The sequence below is a fragment of the Streptomyces sp. NPDC021749 genome (assembly GCF_040640655.1).
Classification (GTDB): Bacteria; Actinomycetota; Actinomycetes; order Streptomycetales; family Streptomycetaceae; genus Streptomyces.
In genome coordinates this window covers 1-19,692 of the sequence record NZ_JBFACE010000037.1, presented here as the reverse complement: position 1 = coordinate 19,692, position 19,692 = coordinate 1, and the positions used below count along the sequence as shown (strand labels likewise).

Here is a 19,692-nt window from a genome sequence, read left to right as displayed (position 1 = left end):
GGCGTTCGACGCGTGCGACGCCGTCAGCGGGGTGTGCGGGGTGTCAGGCAACGGGGCTCGCCTCCAGCGGGGTGGGCGGGGTGCCGAGTCGGCGGTACAGGTAGTAGGCGGCGCACGCGCCCTCGCTGGAGACCATGGTGGCGCCCAGCGGGGTGCGCGGGGTGCAGGTGGTGCCGAACGCCTCGCACTCGTGCGGCTTGAGGAGCCCCTGCAGGACCTCGCCGCTGCGGCAGGCGGCCGGTTCGCGGGTGGCGATGCCGTCGACGGAGAAGCGGTGTTCGGCGTCGTAGTCGCGGTAGCGCTCGGACAGCCGCCAGCCGCTGTCGGGGATGGTGCCGATGCCGCGCCAGCTGCGGTCGGTGACCTCGAAGACGTCCGCGAGCATCTTCTGGGCGGCGGGGTTGCCCTCGCTGCGTACGGCGCGCGGATAGGCGTTGTCCACGGTGTGTTCGCCGCGCTCCAGTTGGCGGACGGTGCGGCGGATGCCCTCCAGGATGTCCAGCGGTTCGAAGCCGGTGACCACGATGGGCACCCGGAAGCGTTCGGCCAGTGCGGGGTACTCCGCCATGCCCATCACGCTGCACACATGGCCGGCGGCGAGGAATGCCTGGACCCGGCAGCTGGGCGAGGTCATGATCGCCTCGATGGCGGGTGGGACCCGGACGTGCGAGACCAGCATGCTGAAGTTGCGGATGCCCAGCTTGCGGGCCTGATGGACCGTCATGGCGTTGGGCGGGGCGGTGGTCTCGAAGCCGATGCCGAAGAACACCACCTCGCGGTCCGGGTTCTGCTGGGCGGTCTTCAGCGCGTCGAGCGGGGAGTAGACCACCCGTACGTCGCCGCCCTCACCGCGTACCTGGAACAGGTCGCGGTCGCTGCCAGGGACCCGGAGCATGTCGCCGAAGGAGCAGAAGATGACGTCCGGGCGGGCGGCGATCTCCAGGGCCTTGTCGATCACCTCCAGCGGTGTGACGCACACCGGGCAGCCCGGCCCGTGGATCAACTCGACCTGTTCCGGGAGGAGTTGGTCGATGCCGTGCCGGATGATGGTGTGCGTCTGGCCGCCGCAGACCTCCATCAGGGCCCACGGGCGGGTCGCCGTGGCCCGGATGTCGTCCAGCAGCCGGCGGGCCAGTTCGGGGTCCTGGAATTCGTCGATGTACTTCACTTCCGCGCCTCCCGCGCCGTGTCGCCGCCGACGGCCGCGGGGTGGCCGCCCGCTTCCGCGGCCGCTGCCTCCCAGGGGTCGCCGAACTCCTCCTGGAGCAGCCCCAGTTCTTCGAAGAGGGCCAGGGTCTGGCGGGCCGAGTCCTCGTCCAGGCGCTGCAGCGCGAAGCCGACGTGGACGATCGCGTACTCGCCGACCTGGAGGTCGGGGACGTACTCCAGGCAGACTTCCTTGACCACGCCGCCGAAGTCGACGGTGGCCATCCGGGTGCCGTCCCGTTCCTCGATGTCCAGTACTTTGCCGGGTACCGCCAGGCACATGGGCCTCTCCTCGTCGTCGAAGCGTCGTCCGCCGCGGCCGCGGCGCCGTTCAGGGCACGCCGACCCCGCCGTGCACGGGTGCGGTGCGCGCCGCCACGACGATCTGGCCGAGTGCCAGGCCCCCGTCGTTGGGCGGCACCCGGCGGTGCCGCAGCACGGTGAAGCCGTCCTGGCCGAGCAGCCGGGCGGCGGCCTCGGCGAGCAGCGTGTTGGCGAACACCCCGCCGGTCAGGACGACGGTCGTCAGGCCCGCGCGATCCCGGGCCAGCACGCAGCAGCGCCGTACGAGTCCGGCGACCGCGGTGTGGAAGCGGGCGGCGATCAGTCCCGGTGCGGTGCCGGCCCGGACGTCCGCGACGACGGACGCCAGCAGCGGTGCCGGGTCGGCGACGGTGTCGGCGGCCGCGCGGTCCGCGGGGGCGTCGGGGCCGGTGTGCAGGGCGAAGGCGTAGCCGGGCGCGGGGTCCTCGCCGGCGGTCAGGGCCGCGGCTTCGAGGGCGAGCGCGGCCTGCGCCTCGTATCCGGCGTGGTGGCAGATGCCGGCCAGGGAGGAGACCGCGTCGAAGAGGCGGCCCATGCTGGAGGTCGGCACGCAGTTGAGGTCGCGTTCGAGCTGCCGGGCGAGCAGCCGCCGTTCGTCGGGCGGGCAGGCGGCGACCGGCGGGAGGTCCGCGGCCCAGTCGATGCCGGCCGCGCGCAGGTGGGCCAGTGCCATCCGGTAGGGGCGGCGTACGGCGGTGTCGCCGCCGGGCAGCGGTACGTAGGCGAGGCGGCCGAAGCGGCGGTAGCCGTCGTAGTCGGCGAGCAGGATCTCGCCGCCCCAGACGGTGTGGTCGTCGCCGTAGCCGGTGCCGTCGAAGGCGACGCCGATGACCGGGCGGCTGCCGTCGAGGCCGTGTTCGGCCATGGCCGCGGCGATGTGCGCGTGGTGGTGCTGAACGCGGACCAGCGGTCGGCCGTCGGTGTGCCGCTGGGCCCATTGGCCGGAGCGGTAGCCGGGGTGCCGGTCGGCGGCGAGGAGTTGGGGGCGGACCCCGGTGACGGTTTCCAGGTGTGCCTCGGCCCGTTCGAAGGCGAGTTGGGTGGCGAAGTCGTCCATGTCGCCGATGTGTGCGGACAGCCAGGCGCGGCGGCCCTCGGCCAGGCAGAGCACGTTCTTCAGGTCGCCGCCGGCCGCGAGCGCGGGGCGGACCGGCACCGGGAGGGGGACCGGGAACGGGGCGTAGCCGCGGGAGCGGCGGACGAACAGCGGTTCGCCGTCGTCGGTGATCCGGACCACGGAGTCGTCGCAGGGGACGTGGATCGGCCGGTCGTGGGTGAGCCAGGCGTCGGCAAGTCCGGCGAGCCGCCGCAGGGCGTCCTCGTCGTCGGTGACGATCGGTTCGCCGGCGAGGTTGCCGCTGGTCATCACGAGCAGCCGGGGGCCTTGGGGGTCGCCGGGCAGCCCGAGCAGCAGGTGGTGCAGCGGGGTGTACGGCAGCATGACGCCCAGGTCGGGACTGCCGGGGGCGACCGCGGGGGACGGCACCGGCGCGTCCGGGGCGGGGGCCGGACGGGGGTGGCGGCGCAGCAGGACGATGGGGCGCTGGGGTCCGGTGAGCAGTGCGCGTTCCGCGGGTCGGAGGCGTACCAGGTGCCCGAGGTCGTCGAGCTGACGGGCCATCAGGGCGAAGGGTTTGGCGCCGCGGGCCTTGCGGCGGCGCAGCAGGTTGACTGCGGTGTCGTCGGTGGCGTCGCAGACGAGGTGGTAGCCGCCGATGCCCTTGACGGCGACGATCGCGCCGGCGGCGAGCAGTTGCCGGGTGGCGGCGACCGGGTCGGGGTCCGGTGCGGGCCGCGGTGGGCCGGTGGGGTCGCCGGGGTCGGCGAGCAGCAGCCGCAGCCGGGGGCCGCAGTCGTGGCAGGCGATCGGCTGGGCGTGGAACCGCCGGTCGGCCGGATCGGCGTACTCCCGTGCGCAGCGCGGGCACATCGGGAAGCGGTCCATGGTCGTGCGGGACCGGTCGTAGGGCAGCGCGGTGACGATGGTGAAGCGCGGACCGCAGTGCGTGCAGGTGAGGAAGGGGTGCCGGTGGCGGCGGTCGGCCGGGTCGGCGAGTTCGGCCAGGCAGGCGTCGCAGGTGGCGGCGTCCGGTGCGACCAGGGTGCGGGAGGGGCCCTGGCCGCGGGAGGGCAGGATGCGGAATCCGGTGTCGCCGGTGACGGCGAGGTCCTCGCCCTCCACGGCGTCGACGACGGCCAGCGGCGGCGCCTCGCCGCTGATCCGTGCGCCGAACGCGGCGAGCGCGGCGGGTGTGCCCTCGACCTCGGCGAGCACGCCCTCGCCGGTGTTGCTCACATGGCCCGCGAGGCCCAGTTCGGTGGCGAGGCCGTGGACGAACGGGCGGAAGCCGACGCCCTGGACGATGCCGCGCACGGTGATCCTGCGGCGTGCGGTGACCGGCGCGGGGGCGCCCGCGGGGGCCCGGTCGACCTGCCCGGTGGTCATGAGCGGCTCGACGCCACGGTGTCGAGGTCGGCGGAGTGCTCGTCGCACGGCTGGGGTTCGCCGTCGTCGTGCACGTGGTGGGAGGTGCGGGTCATCACGGGGATGTGGACGGGCGCGCCGTCGCGGGCGGCCAGCGCCCGGTCGAGCAGCACTCCGTCGCCGATGCCCTGGCGCACCGAGGTGAGGTGCACCTCGACACCGGGGTTGACCCGTTCGACGTTGGCGCGGAACTCCTCCTCGTCGAAGGAGACCGCCTCGGCGAGGTCGGTCTTGGTGACCACGACCAGGTGGGCGAGGCCGAAGGCGGTGGGGTACTTCAGCGGCTTGTCCTCGCCCTCGGTCACGGAGGCGAGCACCACCCGCAGGGTCTCGCCGAGGTCGTAGGAGGCGGGGCAGACCAGGTTGCCGACGTTCTCGATGAACAGCAGCCGGGTGTCCGCGGGGAGCCAGTCGTGCAGGTGGCCGCCGAGCATCTCGGCCTCCAGGTGGCACAGTCCGTCGGTGAGGATCTGTTTGACGGGTGCTCCGGAGCGGGCCAGGCGGACCGCGTCGTTCTCGGTGGCCAGGTCGGCGGTGAGCGCGGCGACCGGGATGCCGCGGTCGCGGGCGAGGGTGAGTTCGCGCTCCAGGAGGGCGGTCTTGCCGCTGCCGGGGCTGGAGAGCAAGTTGACCAGCGCGGTGCCGCGGGCCGCGAGGTCCTCGCGCAGGGTGTGGGCGCAGGCGTCGTTCTTGGCGAGAACCGCCTGTTGCAGGTCGACGACACGGCACATGGTTCAGCGCTCCTGGGGAATCGGTGGGTGCGGCGCGGACTCGTGCCAGCACACCCGGACGATCTGCAGTTCACGGCCGGACAGCAGCTCGGTGTCCGTCCCGCCGCAGCCCGGGCAGCTGAGTTGCGGGGGCATGCCGGGCGGCCAGGTCCGGGCGCAGGCGCCGCAGCGGGCGCGGGCCGGCACCGGTTCGATGTCGAGTTCCGCGCCCTCCAACGCCGTGCCCGTGCAGGCGAGCTGGAAGGAGAAGGCCAGCGCGTCGGGGACCACTCCGGCCAGTTCGCCGACCTGGAGCCGGACGCTGCGGACCGCGGTGGCCCCGGCCGGCCGGGCCGCGCCGTCGACCTGGTCGACGACCGCGAGCGCGATGGACATCTCGTGCATCGGTCCCTCTCTGGTGCGGGACTTCCGGGTGCCGCCAGGCCGGTCCGCGGATCCGCGCGGAGCCGCCCCGGGCCCTGGGTTCATTAGACGGCGCGGGCGCGGGACGGCCGGGGTGCCTCGCCGGGGCGGTGCCGCGGCGTCCTTCGTTCGGTGCAGCGCCGCCGCGGTCACATGGCGCGGATGCGCAGATAGCGCCTGATGTCGGGGAGGGTGCTCTTCAGGGCGAGGGCGAGCACGGCGGCGGCCGCCGCGCCGAGGACCAGCTTCAGCATGGGGTGGTGCTCCTCTCGGTGGTGTCCGCGTCGGCGGCTGCGTCTGTGTCTGCGTCTGTCTCTGTGTCTGGGTCCGTGTCTGTGTCTGTGTCTGTGTCTGTGTCTGTGGCCGTGGCCGTGGCCGTGGCCGTGTCGGCCCCGACCAGCTGCAGGATGAGTTCGACGGCCTCGTCGACCGCGGCCTCGACCGGGTCGCTCAGGCCGATGCCCTCGGCGGTGTCGGCGGGTTCGCAGCCGACGACCAGGACGCGCCGGGGCGGGTGCCCGCCGGTGCCGACGCTGAGCGTGTCGAGCAGGGCGAGCACCGCGTCGGGGGTCATGTGGTGGGCGTCGAGGGCGGCGGCCCGCGGGCGCGGGGTGGCCGGTTCGGTGGCGTCGAGGAGGTGGACGGTGCCGGGTTCGGAGCAGCGGGCGGCGGCGTCGACGAGCAGCACGGTGTCGTAGCCGTCCAGCATCTGGTAGGCGAGGTGGACGCCCCGTACGCCGGTGTCGACGATCTCGACGCCGTCCGGGAGGGGGTGTTCGCCGAGCCGGCGGACGGCCTCGACGCCGAAGCCGTCGTCGCCGAGGAAGATGTTGCCGACGCCGGCGATCAGCGTCTTGGCGGGCGGCCGGGCGGCGCCGGGGGCGGGGGCGCTCACGTGTCCTCCAGGGGAGCGAGTTCGTCGGGCTGGAAGTAGAGGAAGCGGCCCTGTTCGCGCCGGATGTCGGCGCCCGGGTCGTCCTCCAGGGTCACCGCGAGGTGCACCCCGCCGTCCACGTCGTGCAGCACGGCCTCGACGAGGGCGGTGCGGCCGTGCAGGAAGAGGTCCTGGGCGTCGGTGCGGCGTCGGCCGGGCTTCAGCAGCACCCGGCTGCCGGCGCCGATCTGCCGTCCGTCGATGCCGATCCGGTCGGTGGCGGGGTCGACGCCTCGGTCGCCGCCGGGGTCCCACCAGGGGGTGTCGGGGCGGGTGCCGGGCACGTCGGGGGCCTGGTCGCCGGGTGCCTCCGGTCCGGGGCCGGTGACCTCGCGCAGCGCGCGTACGGCGCCGTGCAGGCGGTCCAGGACCTCGGGGGGCATGGTGTCGGCGAGTGCGATGACGTCGGCGGCGCGCGGGTCGGTGCCGCGGGCCTCGCGCTTCTCCTGGTCGGTGAGGGCCGCGGTGCGCAGGGCGAGGATCTCGTCGATCTCCAGGGCGTCGTAGAGGGCGCCGGGGCTTTCGGGGGCGACGGCCGGGTGGTCCTCCAGGATGATCGGCGAGGACAGGACCACGTCGGCGCGGCCCGGTTCGCCGGCCAGCACCGGCCAGGTGTGCTCGTTGCGGCAGGAGGCGACGGCGGCCCGGGCCCATTCGGGCGGGTCGGTCAGGGAGAGGAAGCGGCCGGCGCTCAGGCCGAGGAAGAGGTGGGCGCCGATCAGCGCGTGCGGCAGTGCCGCGGTGCGGTCCGCGGTGCCGGAGGGGGTCCAGTCGCCGGTGTTCTCGACGGTCGCTGTCAGCCGCAGTGCGGCGTACGGCCCGTCGAGCGGGCCGGCGGTCAGCCGGAGCCGGCCGTCGATCCGGGCGCGGTGGCGCACCAGCCGGCCGATGAGGCGGCCGTCGGCGTCGTGCACCGGCTCGGTCTCCTCGCTCGCCGGCCGGGTGAACGGCAGGGTGCGGCCGTCGCCGGTCAGTACGCTGACGGCGGCGTCGAGGGTGAGGCGTTCCTCGGTGGCCTCGTCCCAGGGGACGAGTACCCGGTCGGGCAGTTCCAGCTCGTCGACGGTCTCGAACTCCCCGTCGGGGCGCAGGCGTTGGACGGTGCGGCGCTGGGCGTGCAGGAACCGCAGTTCGGCCGAGAGCCGGGCGCCGGACTTCGGTTCCATCAGGCATTCGGTGCGCTGGTGGGAGTGCTCGGCGCCGGCGGCGGTCCAGCCGGGCGGGACCAGGACGCCGAACTGCCAGCGCAGCCGGTTCTTGGCGGCGGAGGCGCGGTACGGGTAGAGCACATAGCCCTCGAACAGCACGGCGTCCGCCACCTGGCGGGCGGCGGCGAAGCGGTCCGCCGTCGCGTCGGGCAGGGTGCCGGTCGTCATGGGGCGGTCCTCTCGGCGAGCGGGCGGGCGGCGGTGCCGGGGAACGGCCGGGCCCGGCGGCCGGGCGGCGGGGGTGGCGGGTCGTCGCCGGCCGCGGCGAGCAGCGCCTCGACGGCCTGGTGCCAGGAGGGCAGGGCGTGCCGGGAGCGGTAGGCGAGGAGCGCGTCGAGGGTGGTGCGGGGCAGCCGCAGCCAGCCGCAGCCGGGGAAGTGGGTGTCGATCATCTCCTGCCAGACCGTCACCGGCATCCGCACCTGCGCTTCCTTGTGCCAGGGGACGGGGTGGACCCGGAAGCCGCCGGCACCGGCGAAGACGGTGCCGGAGAACAGCAGCAGCAGCGGGACCTCGCCGTCGGCGAGTGCGTGGAAGTAGCGGCCGGCCGCGACGTCGAGGTCGTAGCTGCAGGGGACGGGCAGCTCGATCTCGGTGGTGCCGGTGAAGCCGGGGACGACGTGGGAGACCTGGGCGAACTGGAGGGGGTGCAGGGTACTGCTCCAGCGGGAGCGGTCGCCGAAGAGGTCGGCGAGCGCCTCGGCCTCGTCGGGCCGGTAGTCGCGGCGGGCGGGTTCGATCCGGATCTGGCAGCGCAGCGCGACGGCGTGCACCCGGTCCGCGGGGTCGGCGGTGGTCAGGCGGAGCCGGAAGAGGAGGGTGGGGGCGGCGGCGCGGCGGTCGGCGCGGACGCCGGTGCACTCGAAGGACAGCTCGGTCACGGCCGGTCGTCCTCCTTCGGCGCGCGGGCCCGGCGGGCGACCGTGGTGAAGAAGTCGCCGAGTGCGGCGCGGGCTTCGGCGCCGCCGTCGAAGCCGCGCCACAACAGCCGCATGCGGCCGACGAGTTCGTAACAGATGTCGATCGGGACGAGGTAGCAGTCGGTGCGGTCGTCGGTGCGGCGCAGCAGCAGGGCCTCGACGTCGGGCTGGAGGAGCGGGGCGAGGCGGCTGCCGGTGAGTACGGTTTCCCAGGCGGTGGGGTCGAGTTCGCTCTCGGTGGCGCCGGCCGGGCTGGGGTAGAGCGCGACCAGCCGGTCCAGGCCGGTGTGGCGGAGGAAGAAGGCGACGCCGACGGGGATCCGCAGCAGGTCCCAGGCCGCCTCGTCGAGGGTGTGGCCGGGGTCGGTGAGATAGCGGTCGGGGACGGTGCGGAAGCGTCCGCGGCCGGCGCCGGGCCGTTCGAAGAGCAGGGCGCAGGGGGTGCAGGCGCAGGCCAGGGCGCGGCGTTCGGTGTCGACGAGGTGGCGGTGGTTGTGGTCGGCGAGCACCACGCCGCACAGTTCGCAGCGTTCGGGGCTGGCCGGGGTCGGGGCGCGGAAGCGGCGCAGCCCGCGGTGGGCGGTGTGCGGTCCCAGGCGCGTGGCCACCGGCTGACCGCCGCTCATGAGGCGGTGGCGGGGGCCGGCGGGCGGCGGGTGATCTGCAGCAGGACCGGTTCGTCCGCCGTCGGTGCCGCCTCCCACTCGACGGTGGTGACCTCGGGTGCGAAGCTGCTGACCGCCGCTTCCACGGTCTCGCGGCCGGCTCCGTCCGAGCCGGAGCAGCCGCAGCCGCCGGAGCCGGCCGCCCGCAGCCGCAGGGTGCCGGTGTCCGGGTCGAAGCCGGCGGTCTCGGCGGGGTGCCGGCCGCGGACGCTGTCCAGGGCCCGCCCGATGCGGGCCTCGGTGTCCTCCGGGTGCAGGTCGTGCAGCGCGAGCAGGCTGGTGACCAGGGGGTCGCCGAGCAGTGCGGTACGCAGTGCGGGGTGCGGGCCGGTGCCGTCCGGGGTGCGCTCCAGGTGGTGCATGATGCGGGCGAGTCCGGCGCCGTAGAAGTCCATGAGGACGCGGACGAGTTCCTCGGCGGCGGCGCCGGTCTCGGGGTCGCCGTTCCGGGTGAGCCGGTCGAGCACCTCCTCGACGCGGCGGCCGGCCTCTTCGGCGCTCGGTGCGGCGGGCGGTGACTGGCGGTCGGCGGGGGCGCTCATCCGGCCAGTCCGCTCAGCCCGGTGGGCACGTGCTCGGTCCGGACGGTCTTGCCGTCGCCGACGTACATGTGGACGCCGCAGGGGAGACAGGGGTCGAAGCTGCGTACCGCGCGCATGATGTCGATGCCCTTGAAGTTCTCCGGCGGGTTCTCCTCGAAGATGGGGGTGTTCTGCACCGCGTCCTCGTAGGGGCCGGGGGTGCCGTAGGTGTCGCGGGTGCTGGCGTTCCACGGTGTCGGCGGGTACGGGTGGTAGTTGGCGATCTTGCCGTCCCGGATGACCATGTGGTGCGAGAGGACGCCGCGCACCGCCTCGGTGAAGCCGACGCCGATGGACTCGTCGGGGACCTCGAACTTCTCCCAGGTCCGGGTGCGTCCGGCGCGGACCTCCTCCAGGGCCTGTTCGGCGAAGTGCAGCGCCATGGCGGCGGTGTACGCCTGGAAGTAGGTGCGGGCGCGGTTGCGTTCCAGCGCGTTGCTCCACTTCGGGATCCGCCACTCGAAGCGGACCTCGGGGCGGGTGAGGCTGCGCGGCAGGTCGATGACGACGCTGTGGCCGGTGGCCCTGGCGTAGGGGGTGTCGACGAGTCCGGAGAGCGCGGTGGACCACAGGCGGGCGAGCGGTCCGCCGCCGGTGTCCAGCGCGAGGTGCTCCTTGCCGTCGAACCAGCGCGGGGACATCACCCAGCTGTACTTGTCGGCGAAGTCGCGCTTCTGCGGGGCGGGGATGGTGTGCTGGTTCCACGGGTGGCGGGCGTCGATGGGGTTGCCCAGCGGGTCGTGGGTGACGAACTTCTCCTGGTCCGTCCAGTCCTGGTAGTAGGAGCTGCCCAGCAGGATGCGGATGCCGAGGTTGATCTCGGTGAGGTCGTTGGTGACGAGCTTGCCGTCGACGATGATGCCGGGGGTGACGAACATCTTGCGGCCCCAGTCCGTCATGTTGCGGTACGTGAAGTCGCAGTGGTCGGGGTCGTTGAACGCGCCCCAGCAGCCGAGCATGACGCGCCGCCGGCCGACCTCCTCGTATCCGGGCAGCGCTTCGTAGAAGAAGTCGAAGAGGTCGTCGTGGAGCGGGACGACCCGCTTCATGAACTCGACGTAGCGCATCAGCCGGCTGAGGTAGTCGGTGAAGAGCTGGACGCTGGCGATGGTGCCGACGCCGCCGGGGTAGAGCGTGGAGGGGTGCACATGGCGGCCCTCCATGAGGCAGAACATCTCCCGGGTGTAGCGGCTGACCTGGAGCGCCTCGCGGTAGAACTCGCCCTCGATGGGGTTGAGGGAGCTCATGATGTCGGCGATGGTGCGGTAGCCGTGGTCGCCGGCGTGCGGGGCCTCGGTGCGCTGGGCGAGTTCCCAGACGCCCGGGTTGGTCTCGCGGACCATCTTCTCGCAGTAGTCGACCCCGACCAGGTTCTCCTGGAAGATGTTGTGGTCGAACATGAACTCCGCGGACTCGCCGAGGTTGATGATCCACTCCCCCAGGTGCGGAGGCTTGACCCCGTAGGCCATGTTCTGGGTGTAGACGGAGCAGGTGGCGTGGTTGTCACCGCAGATGCCGCAGATCCGGCTGGTGATGAAGTGCGCGTCGCGCGGGTCCTTGCCGCGCATGAAGACGCTGTAGCCGCGGAAGACCGACGAGGTGCTGTAGCACTCCGCGACCCGCTTCTGCTTGAAGTCGATCTTGGTGTGGATGCCCAGGCTGCCCACGATCCGGGTGATCGGGTCCCAGGACATCTCCGTCAGACCGCTGCCGTCACCGGCCGCCTTAGTCGTCGGTGCCATCGTGTGTGCCGTTGCCCTTCTGTACGCGGGAGGTGGGGTCGGACGGGGCGGCGGAGGTGCCGTACGGGAGGCGCGGCCGGGCCGGCCGCGCCGCGGGCCGTACGGTCACCACGGCCTGCGGAATCCGGTGGTCAGCTGGTCGCCGCGGTGCCGCCACTTGGGTTCCTGGTCGACGGTCTTGGCCGTGATGTCGCGCAAGCGGCGGACGACACCGCCGTACGCGGCACTGGCGGTGCTGGAGAGCTTGCTGCCGGGCGGCTCGTCCATGAACGGCATGAACTTGTCGGGGAAGCCGGGCATGGTGCAGGCGATGCAGATGCCGCCGACGTTGGGGCAGCCTCCGATGCCGTCCATCCAGCCCCGCTTGGGCACGTTGCATTTGACCACGGGGCCCCAGCAGCCGATCTTCACCAGGCACTTCGGCGAGTCGTAGGCGGTGGCGAACTGGCCCTGTTCGTAGTAGCCGGCGCGGTCGCAGCCCTCGTGGACGGTGGCACCGAAGAGCCAGGTGGGCCGCAGCTGGTCGTCGAGGGGGATCATCGGGGCCGCGCCCACGGCCTGGTAGAGCAGGTAGACCAGGGTCTCGGCGAAGTTGTCCGGCTGGATCGGGCAGCCGGGCACGCAGACGATCGGGATGCCCGCCTTGGACTTCCAGTCCCAGCCCAGGTAGTCGGGCACGCCCATGGCGCCGGTCGGGTTGCCGGACATCGCGTGGATGCCGCCGTACGTGGCGCAGGTGCCGGTCGCGACGACGGCGAGGGCCTTGGGGGCGAGCCGGTCGATCCACTCACTGGTGGTGATCGGCTGGCCGGTCTCCGGGTCGTCACCGAAACCGCACCAGTAGCCCTCCGGCTTGATGGCCTCGTTGGGGATGGACCCCTCGATGACCAGGACGAACGGGTCGATCTCGCCGCGTTCGCCCTTGAAGAACCACTCGATGAAGGTGTCCGCGCCGCCGACCGGCCCGCATTCGAAGTCGATCAGCGGCCAGTGGACGGCGACCTTGGGCAGTCCGGGCAGCACGCTGAGCGCGATCTCCTCGATGCTCGGCTGGGTCGCGTTGGTGAGCGACACCGAGTCACCGTCGCAGCTCAGGCCGGCGTTGATCCAGAGGATGTGGATCGGTGGCTGGTCCTCGATGGACGGCTTGCCGCCCGCGGCGGACTGGGCGGCCACGCTCGATGCTGCGGACATGGGGCCTCCTCGGCGGATCTGCAACGAAAGCCCCGTATGGGTCTTCCGTTCACCTTGGTAACACCCCGCGCGGAAGACGGCCGGTTGTCCGGGGCCATTGCGGTGAGGCCCGGAAAAGGCCGAGGGCGCCCGTGGCATCGGGCGCCCTCGCAAGCCGTGCCGGCCGTCAGCCCAGCGAACCGGCCTCCACCGCGGTCACGTCGAACCGGCCGCCGCACACCCGCAGCCCCCGGCTGCCGGTGGTCATCGAGTCCTTGGACCCGGGCGGGTAGACGAAGACGATCTGCGAACGGCTCCAGCAGGGGGTGTCCGACACGCCCTCGTTGACGGTGTGCAGCACGGCGTGCGCGCTCTGCCCCGGCTGGAGACGGACCACACCGCCCGGGCCGCCCGAGCGGGTGGCGGGCTTGCCGACCGGGCTGCCGTCGCGCTGGATCAGCGAGACCCCGGGGAAGCCGCGCAGCGTACAGGCCTTCTTGCCCTTGTTCGTGAAGACGAGGGGGTAGTGGATGTTGCCCGCGCCGATGTCGGAGGCGCCCAGCCGCAGCGACATGTTGGCGGCGGTGCAGCGGTCCGAGGACGTCATGGCCGAGGCGTGCGACTCCGTGGTGGACGGCACATTGCCCTTCGCCTTGGTGCCGGCGGACGCCGTATGCGTCGAGGGCCGCTCGCCACCGGCCGACTGCTGCGTGCTGCCGGACGGCTCGGCACCGCTGCCGGCGTCCTGGGAGGTGGCGGATGCGGCGGCCGACGAGGGGTGGGAGGCGGCACCGGTCCCGTCCTGGCAGGCGGTGAGCGTGAGCGCCGCGACGGCGATCAGCGAGCCGGCGGCGACACGACGGCCACGGCCGAGCGTCTTGATGGTGAGCGACATGAGTGTCTCCCCCTCGTCTGGTAGGTGCGAGCTTCTCGTATGGGTACGTACGGTCCGGCCGTTGCTCTTCCAGCGTGGCCCCGGGCGCTGCCGGTCCGCTAACGAGGCACTAACACACCACTAACGAGCCGGCCCGGGCGGCGCGCCGATGACTCCGGCACGTCTTTGACCAGCCGGGATGACGGGGTGCCGCTCAGGCTTGCAGAAAACCCCCGAGTTGCGGACGCGGCACCACCAGATTCGGCCTACTTCCCGGGTCCCTGGTCGGCTTGATGTCCGCGGATCGGCGACCGGGTTGCCGTGGATATCCCGGTTACCCCCGTTCGGCACCGCTATCCCCGCCCCGGCGTCGGAGAGCCGGCCCGCGGGTGCAGCAGTCGCGCCACCGTGCGTGTCCGGCGCGCCGGCGCACGAGCCGCAAGCCGGTGCGAACGTTGGCGCGGACAGCCACCGCGGGGGCGGCGGACGCGCAGGGTGCCACCGCGGGGGCGGCGGACGCGCAAGGTTCCACCGCGGGGCGGCGGAAAGTGACCCCGCGTGGGCGGCGGACGTGGGGAGGCGTCCGTCGGCCGCCGTCCGCCGTCCGTCGGCCGCCGTCCGCCGTCCGCCGTCCGCCGTCCGCCGTCCGCTCAGACTCGCTGGTTACTGCTTCCGTTCCCTCCGGTTTCCGTCCCCGGGTTTCCCTTCCCCTCGATTCCCTTCCCCTCGATTCCGTTCCCCTCGATTCCGTTCCCCCCGATCCCGTTCCCCCCGATCCCGTTCTCCCGCTCCCCCGCCGCCCGGTTGACGGCCGCGAGCACCGCCCGCAGGGAGGCGGTCAGGACGGAGGTGTCCCGGCCCGCGCCCCAGTACGTGGCGCCGCCGATGCGGCACCGGACGTAGGCGACGGCGGCACTGTCCGGCCCGGAGGTGAGGGCGTGTTCGGCGTAGTCGAGGATCTCGGCGGGGTGGCCGGCGGCGGCCAGCGCCGCGGTGAACGCGGCGAGCGGACCGTTGCCGGTGCCCTCGGTCTGCTGCTGCGCTTCCGCGGCCCGCCCGGCGCGGCCCAGCGTGCAGCGGATCCGGTGCTCACCGGGCGCGGGCTCGGTCGCGCTCCAGGAGCACAGGGTCAGCGGCCCCTCCTCCCCCGGGTCGAGGTAGGTGGTGCGGAACAGCTCCCACAGTTCCTTGGGGGTCGCCTCCTGTCCACTGTCGTCGGTCGCCCGCTGGACGACCCGGGAGAAGTCCGGCCGCAGCTCCTGCGGCAGGTCCAGCCCGTGGTGGATCCGCAGCAGATGCGCGATCCCCCCTTTGCCCGACTGGCTGTTGACCCGGATGACCGCCTCGTAGCTGCACCCGAGATCCGCCGGGTCGACCGGCAGATACGGCACCGTCCAGGGCGCTTCGGACTCCGGTACGCCCAGTTCGGCGGCGCGCCGGGCGTGGTGGGCCAGGCCCTTGCTGATGGCGTCCTGGTGGGTGCCGGAGAACGCGGTGTGCACCAGGGAGCCGGCGTAGGGGTGCCGTGGGTGGACGGGCAGCCGGATGCAGTCCTCCACGGTGCTGCGCACGGTCGCGAGGTCGGAGAAGTCGATCATCGGGTCGACGCCCTGGGTGTGCAGATTGAGGGCGAGGGTGACCAGGTCGACGTTCCCGGTCCGCTCGCCGTTCCCGAACAGGCAGCCCTCCACCCGCTGCGCCCCGGCCAGCATGGCGAGTTCCGCGCACGCCACGCCGGTGCCGCGGTCGTTGTGCGGGTGTACGGAGAGCACGACCGCGTCCCGGCGCTCCAGATGGCGGTGCATGTACGCGATCTGGTCCGCGTACACATTGGGCGTGGCGATCTCGACGGTGGCCGGGAGGTTGTGGGTCACCGGACGCTCCGGGGAGGCCTCCCAGAGCTCGGTCAGACCGTTGCAGATCTCCAGGACGAGGTCGGGCTCGGTGAGGTTGAAGACCTCGGGCGAGAACTGGAAGCGGACGTCGGCCCGCGGACGGGCCGCGGCCAGCCGCGCCATGTGCGTGGCGGCGTCCCGTACCAGGTCGTGCACCTCGGTCCGGCTGCGGCCGAGGACCACCTCGCGCCAGGTGGGCGCGGTGGCCGTGTAGAGGTGCACCACGGCGCGCGGCAGCCCGTCGATGGCGGCGAAGGTCCGCTCGATCAGCTCGCGCCGTGCCGGGGTGAAGACCACCACGGTGACGTCGTCCGGCACCGCGCCCGTCTCGGCCAGATGGCGGACGAAGTCGAAGTCGGTGCGGCTGGCGGAGGGGTAGGCGACCTCGATCTCCTTGAAGCCCATGGAGACGAGCAGATCGAACATCCGGCGCTTGCGCGGGATGTCCATCGGTTCGGCGAGCGCCTGGTTGCCGTCGCGCAGATCGACCGGCACCCACAGCGGGGCCCGCTCGATCCGGGCGGCGGGCCAGGCGCGGGTGGTGACGGGCACTTCGACGCGTCGGTGCGCGGGCCGGTAGCGGTGGGAGGGCATCGCGCTGTGGCGCTGCGGGTTCCATGCCGGCGCGTCGGCGGGGACGGGGCCGGCGGGCGTACGGAGGGCGGGGGCGGAAGCCGGGGCGAGGGAGGAGCCGGTGCCGGTGCGGGTGGTGCCGGTGCCGGTGCGGGTGGTGCGGGGACTGTGGTGGGGGCGGGACATGTCGTCGGACATCTCGTCGGACATCTCGTCGGCCATCACGTTGGGCATCGCGTTCCTTCACAGGAGCCGGAGGGAGACCGGCAGCACCGAACCCCGCGGCGGGGTGCCGGTCGCGTCAGGCCCCGCCGCGGCGGCCGAGAAGGAGACCACGCAGCGTCATGCCGGGTACAGTAACCACACATCAACTCCTCAGACAACCTGAGATGTTCAGAACGTGCGAGGTACCCCGGCATGCCGCTCGAAGCGCTCCGCCCCAGCCCCCTGGTCGAACAGGCCGCCCAGCGGCTGCGGGACCAGATCACCGGCGGCCACTGGCCGGTGGGCACCCGGCTCCCCGGCGAGACCACCCTGGCCAAGACCCTCGGCGTCGGCCGTTCGACGGTGCGCGAGGCCCTGCGGGCGTTGGCCGGTGCGGGGCTGGTCCGGCCGCGCCAGGGCGCCGGGGTGTTCGTGATCGCGACCGAGCCCACCGAGGACTGGCCCACCCGGCTGCGCCGCGCGGCCGTCGGCGACGTCTACGAGGTCCGCGCCATGGTGGAGGTGCAGGCCGCCCAACTGGCCGCCGTCCGGCGCACCGACGAGGATGTCGCCGCCCTGCACGCCGCTCTGGAGGGCCGCCGTGCCGCCGCCGGGGCCGGCACCGCGGCGTTCGTGGACGCGGACATCGCGCTGCACGCGGCCGTCGTCGCGGCCGCGCACAACCCCGTACTGGCCGATCTCTTCACGGAGTTCGTGCCCGCACTGCGCCAGGGTCTGATCGACCTCGTCGAACTGCTGGACCTGCGGGGCCGGGACCCGCAGCCCGGCGACGCCCGGCACGCGGCGCTGGTCGAGGCGGTCGTGGCCGGCGACGGTGCGGCGGCCGGGCGGGTTCTGCGGGAGGAATTCGACGAGACCCTGGGGCAGTTGGCGGGCGGTGGAGAGGGGGCGTAGCGCGTACCGGCCAGGTCTGAGCGACCCGCTCAGCCGTCGGTCGCGGTCGGCTGGGTGAGGGTCAGGTCGAGGGTCTCCTCGGCGCCGCCGGCGAGGGATATCGGGGCGGCGTGCGGCGGGTAGCCGGCCGCGGTGAGGGTGTACCGGCTCCCGCCCAGACCGGAGAAGGCGAAGGCGCTTGCCCCTTCACCTGGTGTTCGGCGTCCCGTCTCTCCCCCCTCGCCCGGGGGGGGGCGAGCCCCGCTCGACAGCCGGCCGGGCGGCTCCCCGCTGGATCGCCGGGCGGCGCATCGACGTCACCCGCGGTTCCGCGCTCTGAGCGCGCCGCCCGCTCCCGGGTCAGAGCAAGCGCGGGGCGGCGCCCTCCAGGCCGAGCAGTTGCCGCTTGCGTTCCGGCCCGGCCGCGTAGCCCGAGAGCGAGCCGTTCGCGGCGATCACGCGGTGGCAGGGCCGGACGATCAGCAGCGGGTTGGCGCCGATCGCGGTCCCCACCGCACGGACCGCCGCCGGCGCCGCCCCGATCGCCTCGGCGATCCGCCCGTACGTGGTCGTGGTGCCGTAGGGAACGGCCTCCAGGGCCTGCCAGACGCGCCGCTGGAAATCGGTGCCGCGGGTGGACGCGGTGTCGGCGTACTCGATGGCGAAACGGGTCAGCGTCCCGTCGAAGTAGGCCCGCAGCTGCCGCGCGATCCCGTCGAACGCGGCGGGGTCGCGGACCCAGCCGTCCTGCACGGCCGCACCGCCCTTCTGTCCGGGCAGGGACAGCGACACCAGCGCGGTACCGTCCGGCGCGGTGGCCGACTCCTCCCCGACCAGCAGGAGTTCGCCGAGCGGGCTTTCGAGGGTGGTGTAGAGCGTCTTGAGCATCACGGATTCCACTGTGCCGCAGGTCGCGGCGGTCCACCGGCGGAAATCGGACGGGGACCTGCCGGCCGCTGACCTGCGGACCGCCGTGCGGCGGAGCCGGCGCCCGGCTGCCGGCGCCCGGCTGCCGGCGCGCGGCCGGGGGCTCAGGCGGACGGCATCGGCCAGTCGTCCAGCGAACCGCCCCGCCATTCGACCAGCCGCGGGTCGTCGAGCCGGATGTCCTCGGCCGGGCCGGCGACCCCCGCCCGGCGGAGGAATTCGGCGACGTCGCCCCGGCCGTGGGCCAGGCCGACGATCTGCCCACGCACGGTCACCCGGCGCCCCCCGGAGGGTGTCGGCGGGTGCACGATGACTGGCGGGTGCTCGGTCATGCCTCCAGCGTGCGACGGGCGGCGCACTCCCGCACGTCGACCGCCTCCGGGGGCAGGAATCGTTGCCCGTGCAAGGAATGGTTGCCCTACCGGGGCCACCTGCCGGCTACGCCTTCCAGGACAGCCCGGCAAGGCTCCCCCAAGGATTGGTGTCGCCGTGCAGACAAACGCCTCGGGGGCGGACCCCCTGGCCTCGCCGGAGTACTTCCGGGACCCGTATCCGCTGCTCGCCGCCGTGCGCTCGCGCGGTCCCGTACAGCGGATCAGGACCGCGAACGGCCGGACGACATGGCTGGTCACCGGGTGGGCGGAGGCGCGGGCGGCGCTGGCCGACGCCCGGCTGTCGAAGGACACCGCCCGGTACTTCGCCGGCCGGCCGAGCAACCGCAACCTGGCCCCGGCGGTCAGCCGCACCCTGCTCGCGACCGACCCGCCGGACCACGGCCGGCTGCGGAAACTGGCGATGACGGCGTTCACGCCGGCGGCCGTCGCACGTCTGGAGCCGCGTATCCGGGTGCTGGCCGAAGACCTGGCCGACGCCCTGGCGGAGCGGGACACGGCGGATCTGGTCGAGGGCTTCGCGGTGCCGCTGCCGATCGCCGTGATCAGCGAGCTGCTGGGGGTCCCCGAGCCGGACCGCGCGGCGGTACGGCGCTGGTCCAACGAGCTGTTCGCCACGGCGGACCCGGACACCGTGGACCGTGCGTCACACGCGCTGAGCGCCTGTATGACCCGGCTGATCGCGGACCGGCGCGCGGCCCTGGGGGACGACGTCCTCAGCGGGCTGATCGCCGCACGGGACGACGGCGACCGGCTGTCCGAGCCCGAACTGGTCTCGCTGGCCGTGCTGTTGGTGGTCGCCGGGCACGAGACGACGGCCCATCTCATCGGCAACGGCATGGTGACCCTGCTCCGGGACGACGCCCTGCGCGCCCGGCTCCGGGCCGACCCCGGGCTGCTGCCCGCCGCGGTCGAGGAATTCCTGCGCCATGACGCACCGCTGACCGTCGCCACCTTCCGCTACGCCACCGAACCGCTGGTCCTCGGCGGCGCCACGATCGCCGCGGGCGATGTCGTCCAGGTCGCACCCGGCGCCGCCAACCGCGACCCGGCACGGTTCGACGCACCCGACTCCGTACGACTCGGCCGCACGGGCGGGCACCTCTCCTTCGGGCACGGCCCGCACCACTGCCTCGGCGCGGCACTCGCCCGCGTCGAGGCCCGGATCGCGTTCGAGGTGCTGCTGACGCGCTGGACCGACATCCGTCCCGCGGGCGACGGGCCGGACGCGGTGGAATGGCGGCGGACCCGCCTGATGCGCGGACCGGCACGCCTGCCGGTGACGTTCGTCCGCTGACCCGACGGGGACTCCACGGGGACTCGACGGGGCCTTGGCAAGGCCTAGACGGCGCCTTGACGGACAGTCGGGAAGCGCGCGCACCGGCGCCGCGACCGCAGGGCGGCGGTCGCGGCGCCGGCCGTTCCGGGACGTCGCGGGACGGGCCCGCGGACCGGCTCAGCCTTCGCTGGGGTGTCCGGAGAGGCGTTCGACGCCGCGGAGGAGGGCGGAGTGGTCCAGGCCGCCGTCGCCTTGGGCGCGCAGGGAGGCGACGAGTTGGGCG

The 19,692-nt window shown here is 73.5% G+C and carries 18 protein-coding genes and 1 pseudogene; 2 read left to right on the top strand and 17 right to left on the bottom strand.

Annotated features, from left to right (window positions below; genetic code table 11):
• Positions 1–43: 43 nt before the first annotated feature.
• The 14 genes from hypD to leuA all read right to left on the bottom strand — a co-directional run bounded on the left by hypD (position 44) and on the right by leuA (position 15,734).
• Complete coding sequence (gene hypD / locus AB0G35_RS28965) at positions 44–1,168, bottom strand: hydrogenase formation protein HypD (protein ID WP_360955626.1); 1,125 nt, start codon at positions 1,166–1,168, stop codon at positions 44–46.
• Positions 1,165–1,488, bottom strand: a complete 324-nt coding sequence (locus AB0G35_RS28960) for a HypC/HybG/HupF family hydrogenase formation chaperone (RefSeq protein ID WP_360955624.1) — start codon at positions 1,486–1,488, stop codon at positions 1,165–1,167. The genes hypD and AB0G35_RS28960 overlap by 4 nt, the downstream gene beginning before the upstream one ends.
• A 49-nt stretch (positions 1,489–1,537) precedes the next feature.
• A complete protein-coding gene (gene hypF, locus AB0G35_RS28955; protein ID WP_360955622.1) occupies positions 1,538–3,976 on the bottom strand; it encodes a carbamoyltransferase HypF in 2,439 nt (812 codons plus the stop codon).
• On the bottom strand, positions 3,973–4,746 hold the full coding sequence (hypB, locus tag AB0G35_RS28950; protein ID WP_360955620.1) for a hydrogenase nickel incorporation protein HypB: 774 nt from the start codon (positions 4,744–4,746) through the stop codon (positions 3,973–3,975). The genes hypF and hypB overlap by 4 nt, the downstream gene beginning before the upstream one ends.
• A gap of 3 nt (positions 4,747–4,749) precedes the next feature.
• The gene (gene hypA, locus AB0G35_RS28945) at positions 4,750–5,130 is read right to left on the bottom strand and encodes a hydrogenase maturation nickel metallochaperone HypA (protein ID WP_360955618.1); all 381 of its coding nucleotides are present in this window, start codon (positions 5,128–5,130) and stop codon (positions 4,750–4,752) included.
• A gap of 265 nt (positions 5,131–5,395) precedes the next feature.
• Positions 5,396–6,043: a hydrogenase maturation protease gene (locus AB0G35_RS28940; RefSeq protein ID WP_360955616.1), complete on the bottom strand. Its 648-nt coding sequence runs from the start codon at positions 6,041–6,043 to the stop codon at positions 5,396–5,398.
• A complete protein-coding gene (locus tag AB0G35_RS28935) occupies positions 6,040–7,458 on the bottom strand; it encodes a hypothetical protein (RefSeq protein ID WP_360955614.1) in 1,419 nt (472 codons plus the stop codon). The genes AB0G35_RS28940 and AB0G35_RS28935 overlap by 4 nt, the downstream gene beginning before the upstream one ends.
• Entirely contained in the window at positions 7,455–8,171 is a 717-nt protein-coding gene (locus tag AB0G35_RS28930) for a DUF6084 family protein (protein WP_360955612.1), read from the bottom strand. Before AB0G35_RS28930 ends, AB0G35_RS28935 begins: the two co-directional genes overlap by 4 nt.
• The gene (locus AB0G35_RS28925; RefSeq protein ID WP_360955610.1) at positions 8,168–8,818 is read right to left on the bottom strand and encodes a DUF5947 family protein; all 651 of its coding nucleotides are present in this window, start codon (positions 8,816–8,818) and stop codon (positions 8,168–8,170) included. Before AB0G35_RS28925 ends, AB0G35_RS28930 begins: the two co-directional genes overlap by 4 nt.
• Before the next feature lie 14 nt (positions 8,819–8,832).
• Entirely contained in the window at positions 8,833–9,417 is a 585-nt protein-coding gene (locus AB0G35_RS28920) for a hypothetical protein (RefSeq protein ID WP_360955608.1), read from the bottom strand.
• Positions 9,414–11,198, bottom strand: a complete 1,785-nt coding sequence (locus AB0G35_RS28915; protein ID WP_360955606.1) for a nickel-dependent hydrogenase large subunit — start codon at positions 11,196–11,198, stop codon at positions 9,414–9,416. The genes AB0G35_RS28920 and AB0G35_RS28915 overlap by 4 nt, the downstream gene beginning before the upstream one ends.
• Before the next feature lie 105 nt (positions 11,199–11,303).
• Positions 11,304–12,392, bottom strand: a complete 1,089-nt coding sequence (locus AB0G35_RS28910; RefSeq protein ID WP_360955604.1) for a hydrogenase expression protein HypE — start codon at positions 12,390–12,392, stop codon at positions 11,304–11,306.
• Between the two features lie 166 nt (positions 12,393–12,558).
• The gene (locus AB0G35_RS28905; protein ID WP_360955602.1) at positions 12,559–13,266 is read right to left on the bottom strand and encodes a DUF4232 domain-containing protein; all 708 of its coding nucleotides are present in this window, start codon (positions 13,264–13,266) and stop codon (positions 12,559–12,561) included.
• Between the two features lie 629 nt (positions 13,267–13,895).
• On the bottom strand, positions 13,896–15,734 hold the full coding sequence (gene leuA / locus AB0G35_RS28900; protein ID WP_360955738.1) for a 2-isopropylmalate synthase: 1,839 nt from the start codon (positions 15,732–15,734) through the stop codon (positions 13,896–13,898).
• A gap of 396 nt (positions 15,735–16,130) precedes the next feature.
• On the opposite strand from leuA, the gene AB0G35_RS28895 reads away from it, so the two are divergent.
• Positions 16,131–16,832, top strand: a complete 702-nt coding sequence (locus AB0G35_RS28895) for an FCD domain-containing protein (protein WP_360955600.1) — start codon at positions 16,131–16,133, stop codon at positions 16,830–16,832.
• 339 nt (positions 16,833–17,171) lie between these two features.
• Here AB0G35_RS28895 and AB0G35_RS28890 read toward each other — a convergent pair whose 3' ends face one another.
• Both AB0G35_RS28890 and AB0G35_RS28885 read right to left on the bottom strand, forming a co-directional pair.
• Positions 17,172–17,699: a methylated-DNA--[protein]-cysteine S-methyltransferase gene (locus tag AB0G35_RS28890; protein WP_360955736.1), complete on the bottom strand. Its 528-nt coding sequence runs from the start codon at positions 17,697–17,699 to the stop codon at positions 17,172–17,174.
• A 143-nt stretch (positions 17,700–17,842) separates the two neighbouring features.
• The gene (locus tag AB0G35_RS28885) at positions 17,843–18,070 is read right to left on the bottom strand and encodes a hypothetical protein (RefSeq protein ID WP_030417114.1); all 228 of its coding nucleotides are present in this window, start codon (positions 18,068–18,070) and stop codon (positions 17,843–17,845) included.
• A gap of 157 nt (positions 18,071–18,227) precedes the next feature.
• On the opposite strand from AB0G35_RS28885, the gene AB0G35_RS28880 reads away from it, so the two are divergent.
• Positions 18,228–19,427 carry a cytochrome P450 gene (locus tag AB0G35_RS28880; protein ID WP_360955598.1) on the top strand — a complete coding sequence of 400 codons (1,200 nt, stop codon included), beginning with the start codon at positions 18,228–18,230 and terminating at the stop codon, positions 19,425–19,427.
• 159 nt (positions 19,428–19,586) lie between these two features.
• Here the strand turns inward: AB0G35_RS28880 and AB0G35_RS28875 are convergent.
• Positions 19,587–19,692 (bottom strand): annotated as a pseudogene (locus AB0G35_RS28875) (2-hydroxy-3-oxopropionate reductase); the annotation flags it as partial.

What these genes read in the sequence shown, in the direction of transcription:
- AB0G35_RS28960 (WP_360955624.1), bottom strand. Translation starts at nt 1,488, where the DNA reads ATGTGCCTGGCGGTACCCGGCAAAGTACTGGACATCGAGGAACGGGAC.
- hypF (WP_360955622.1), bottom strand. Translation starts at nt 3,976, where the DNA reads ATGACCACCGGGCAGGTCGACCGGGCCCCCGCGGGCGCCCCCGCGCCG.
- hypB (WP_360955620.1), bottom strand. Translation starts at nt 4,746, where the DNA reads ATGTGCCGTGTCGTCGACCTGCAACAGGCGGTTCTCGCCAAGAACGAC.
- hypA (WP_360955618.1), bottom strand. Translation starts at nt 5,130, where the DNA reads ATGCACGAGATGTCCATCGCGCTCGCGGTCGTCGACCAGGTCGACGGC.
- AB0G35_RS28935 (WP_360955614.1), bottom strand. Translation starts at nt 7,458, where the DNA reads ATGACGACCGGCACCCTGCCCGACGCGACGGCGGACCGCTTCGCCGCC.
- AB0G35_RS28920 (WP_360955608.1), bottom strand. Translation starts at nt 9,417, where the DNA reads ATGAGCGCCCCCGCCGACCGCCAGTCACCGCCCGCCGCACCGAGCGCC.
- AB0G35_RS28915 (WP_360955606.1), bottom strand. Translation starts at nt 11,198, where the DNA reads ATGGCACCGACGACTAAGGCGGCCGGTGACGGCAGCGGTCTGACGGAG.
- AB0G35_RS28910 (WP_360955604.1), bottom strand. Translation starts at nt 12,392, where the DNA reads ATGTCCGCAGCATCGAGCGTGGCCGCCCAGTCCGCCGCGGGCGGCAAG.
- AB0G35_RS28905 (WP_360955602.1), bottom strand. Translation starts at nt 13,266, where the DNA reads ATGTCGCTCACCATCAAGACGCTCGGCCGTGGCCGTCGTGTCGCCGCC.
- leuA (WP_360955738.1), bottom strand. Translation starts at nt 15,734, where the DNA reads ATGCCCTCCCACCGCTACCGGCCCGCGCACCGACGCGTCGAAGTGCCC.
- AB0G35_RS28895 (WP_360955600.1), top strand. Translation starts at nt 16,131, where the DNA reads ATGCCGCTCGAAGCGCTCCGCCCCAGCCCCCTGGTCGAACAGGCCGCC.
- AB0G35_RS28890 (WP_360955736.1), bottom strand. Translation starts at nt 17,699, where the DNA reads ATGCTCAAGACGCTCTACACCACCCTCGAAAGCCCGCTCGGCGAACTC.
- AB0G35_RS28885 (WP_030417114.1), bottom strand. Translation starts at nt 18,070, where the DNA reads ATGACCGAGCACCCGCCAGTCATCGTGCACCCGCCGACACCCTCCGGG.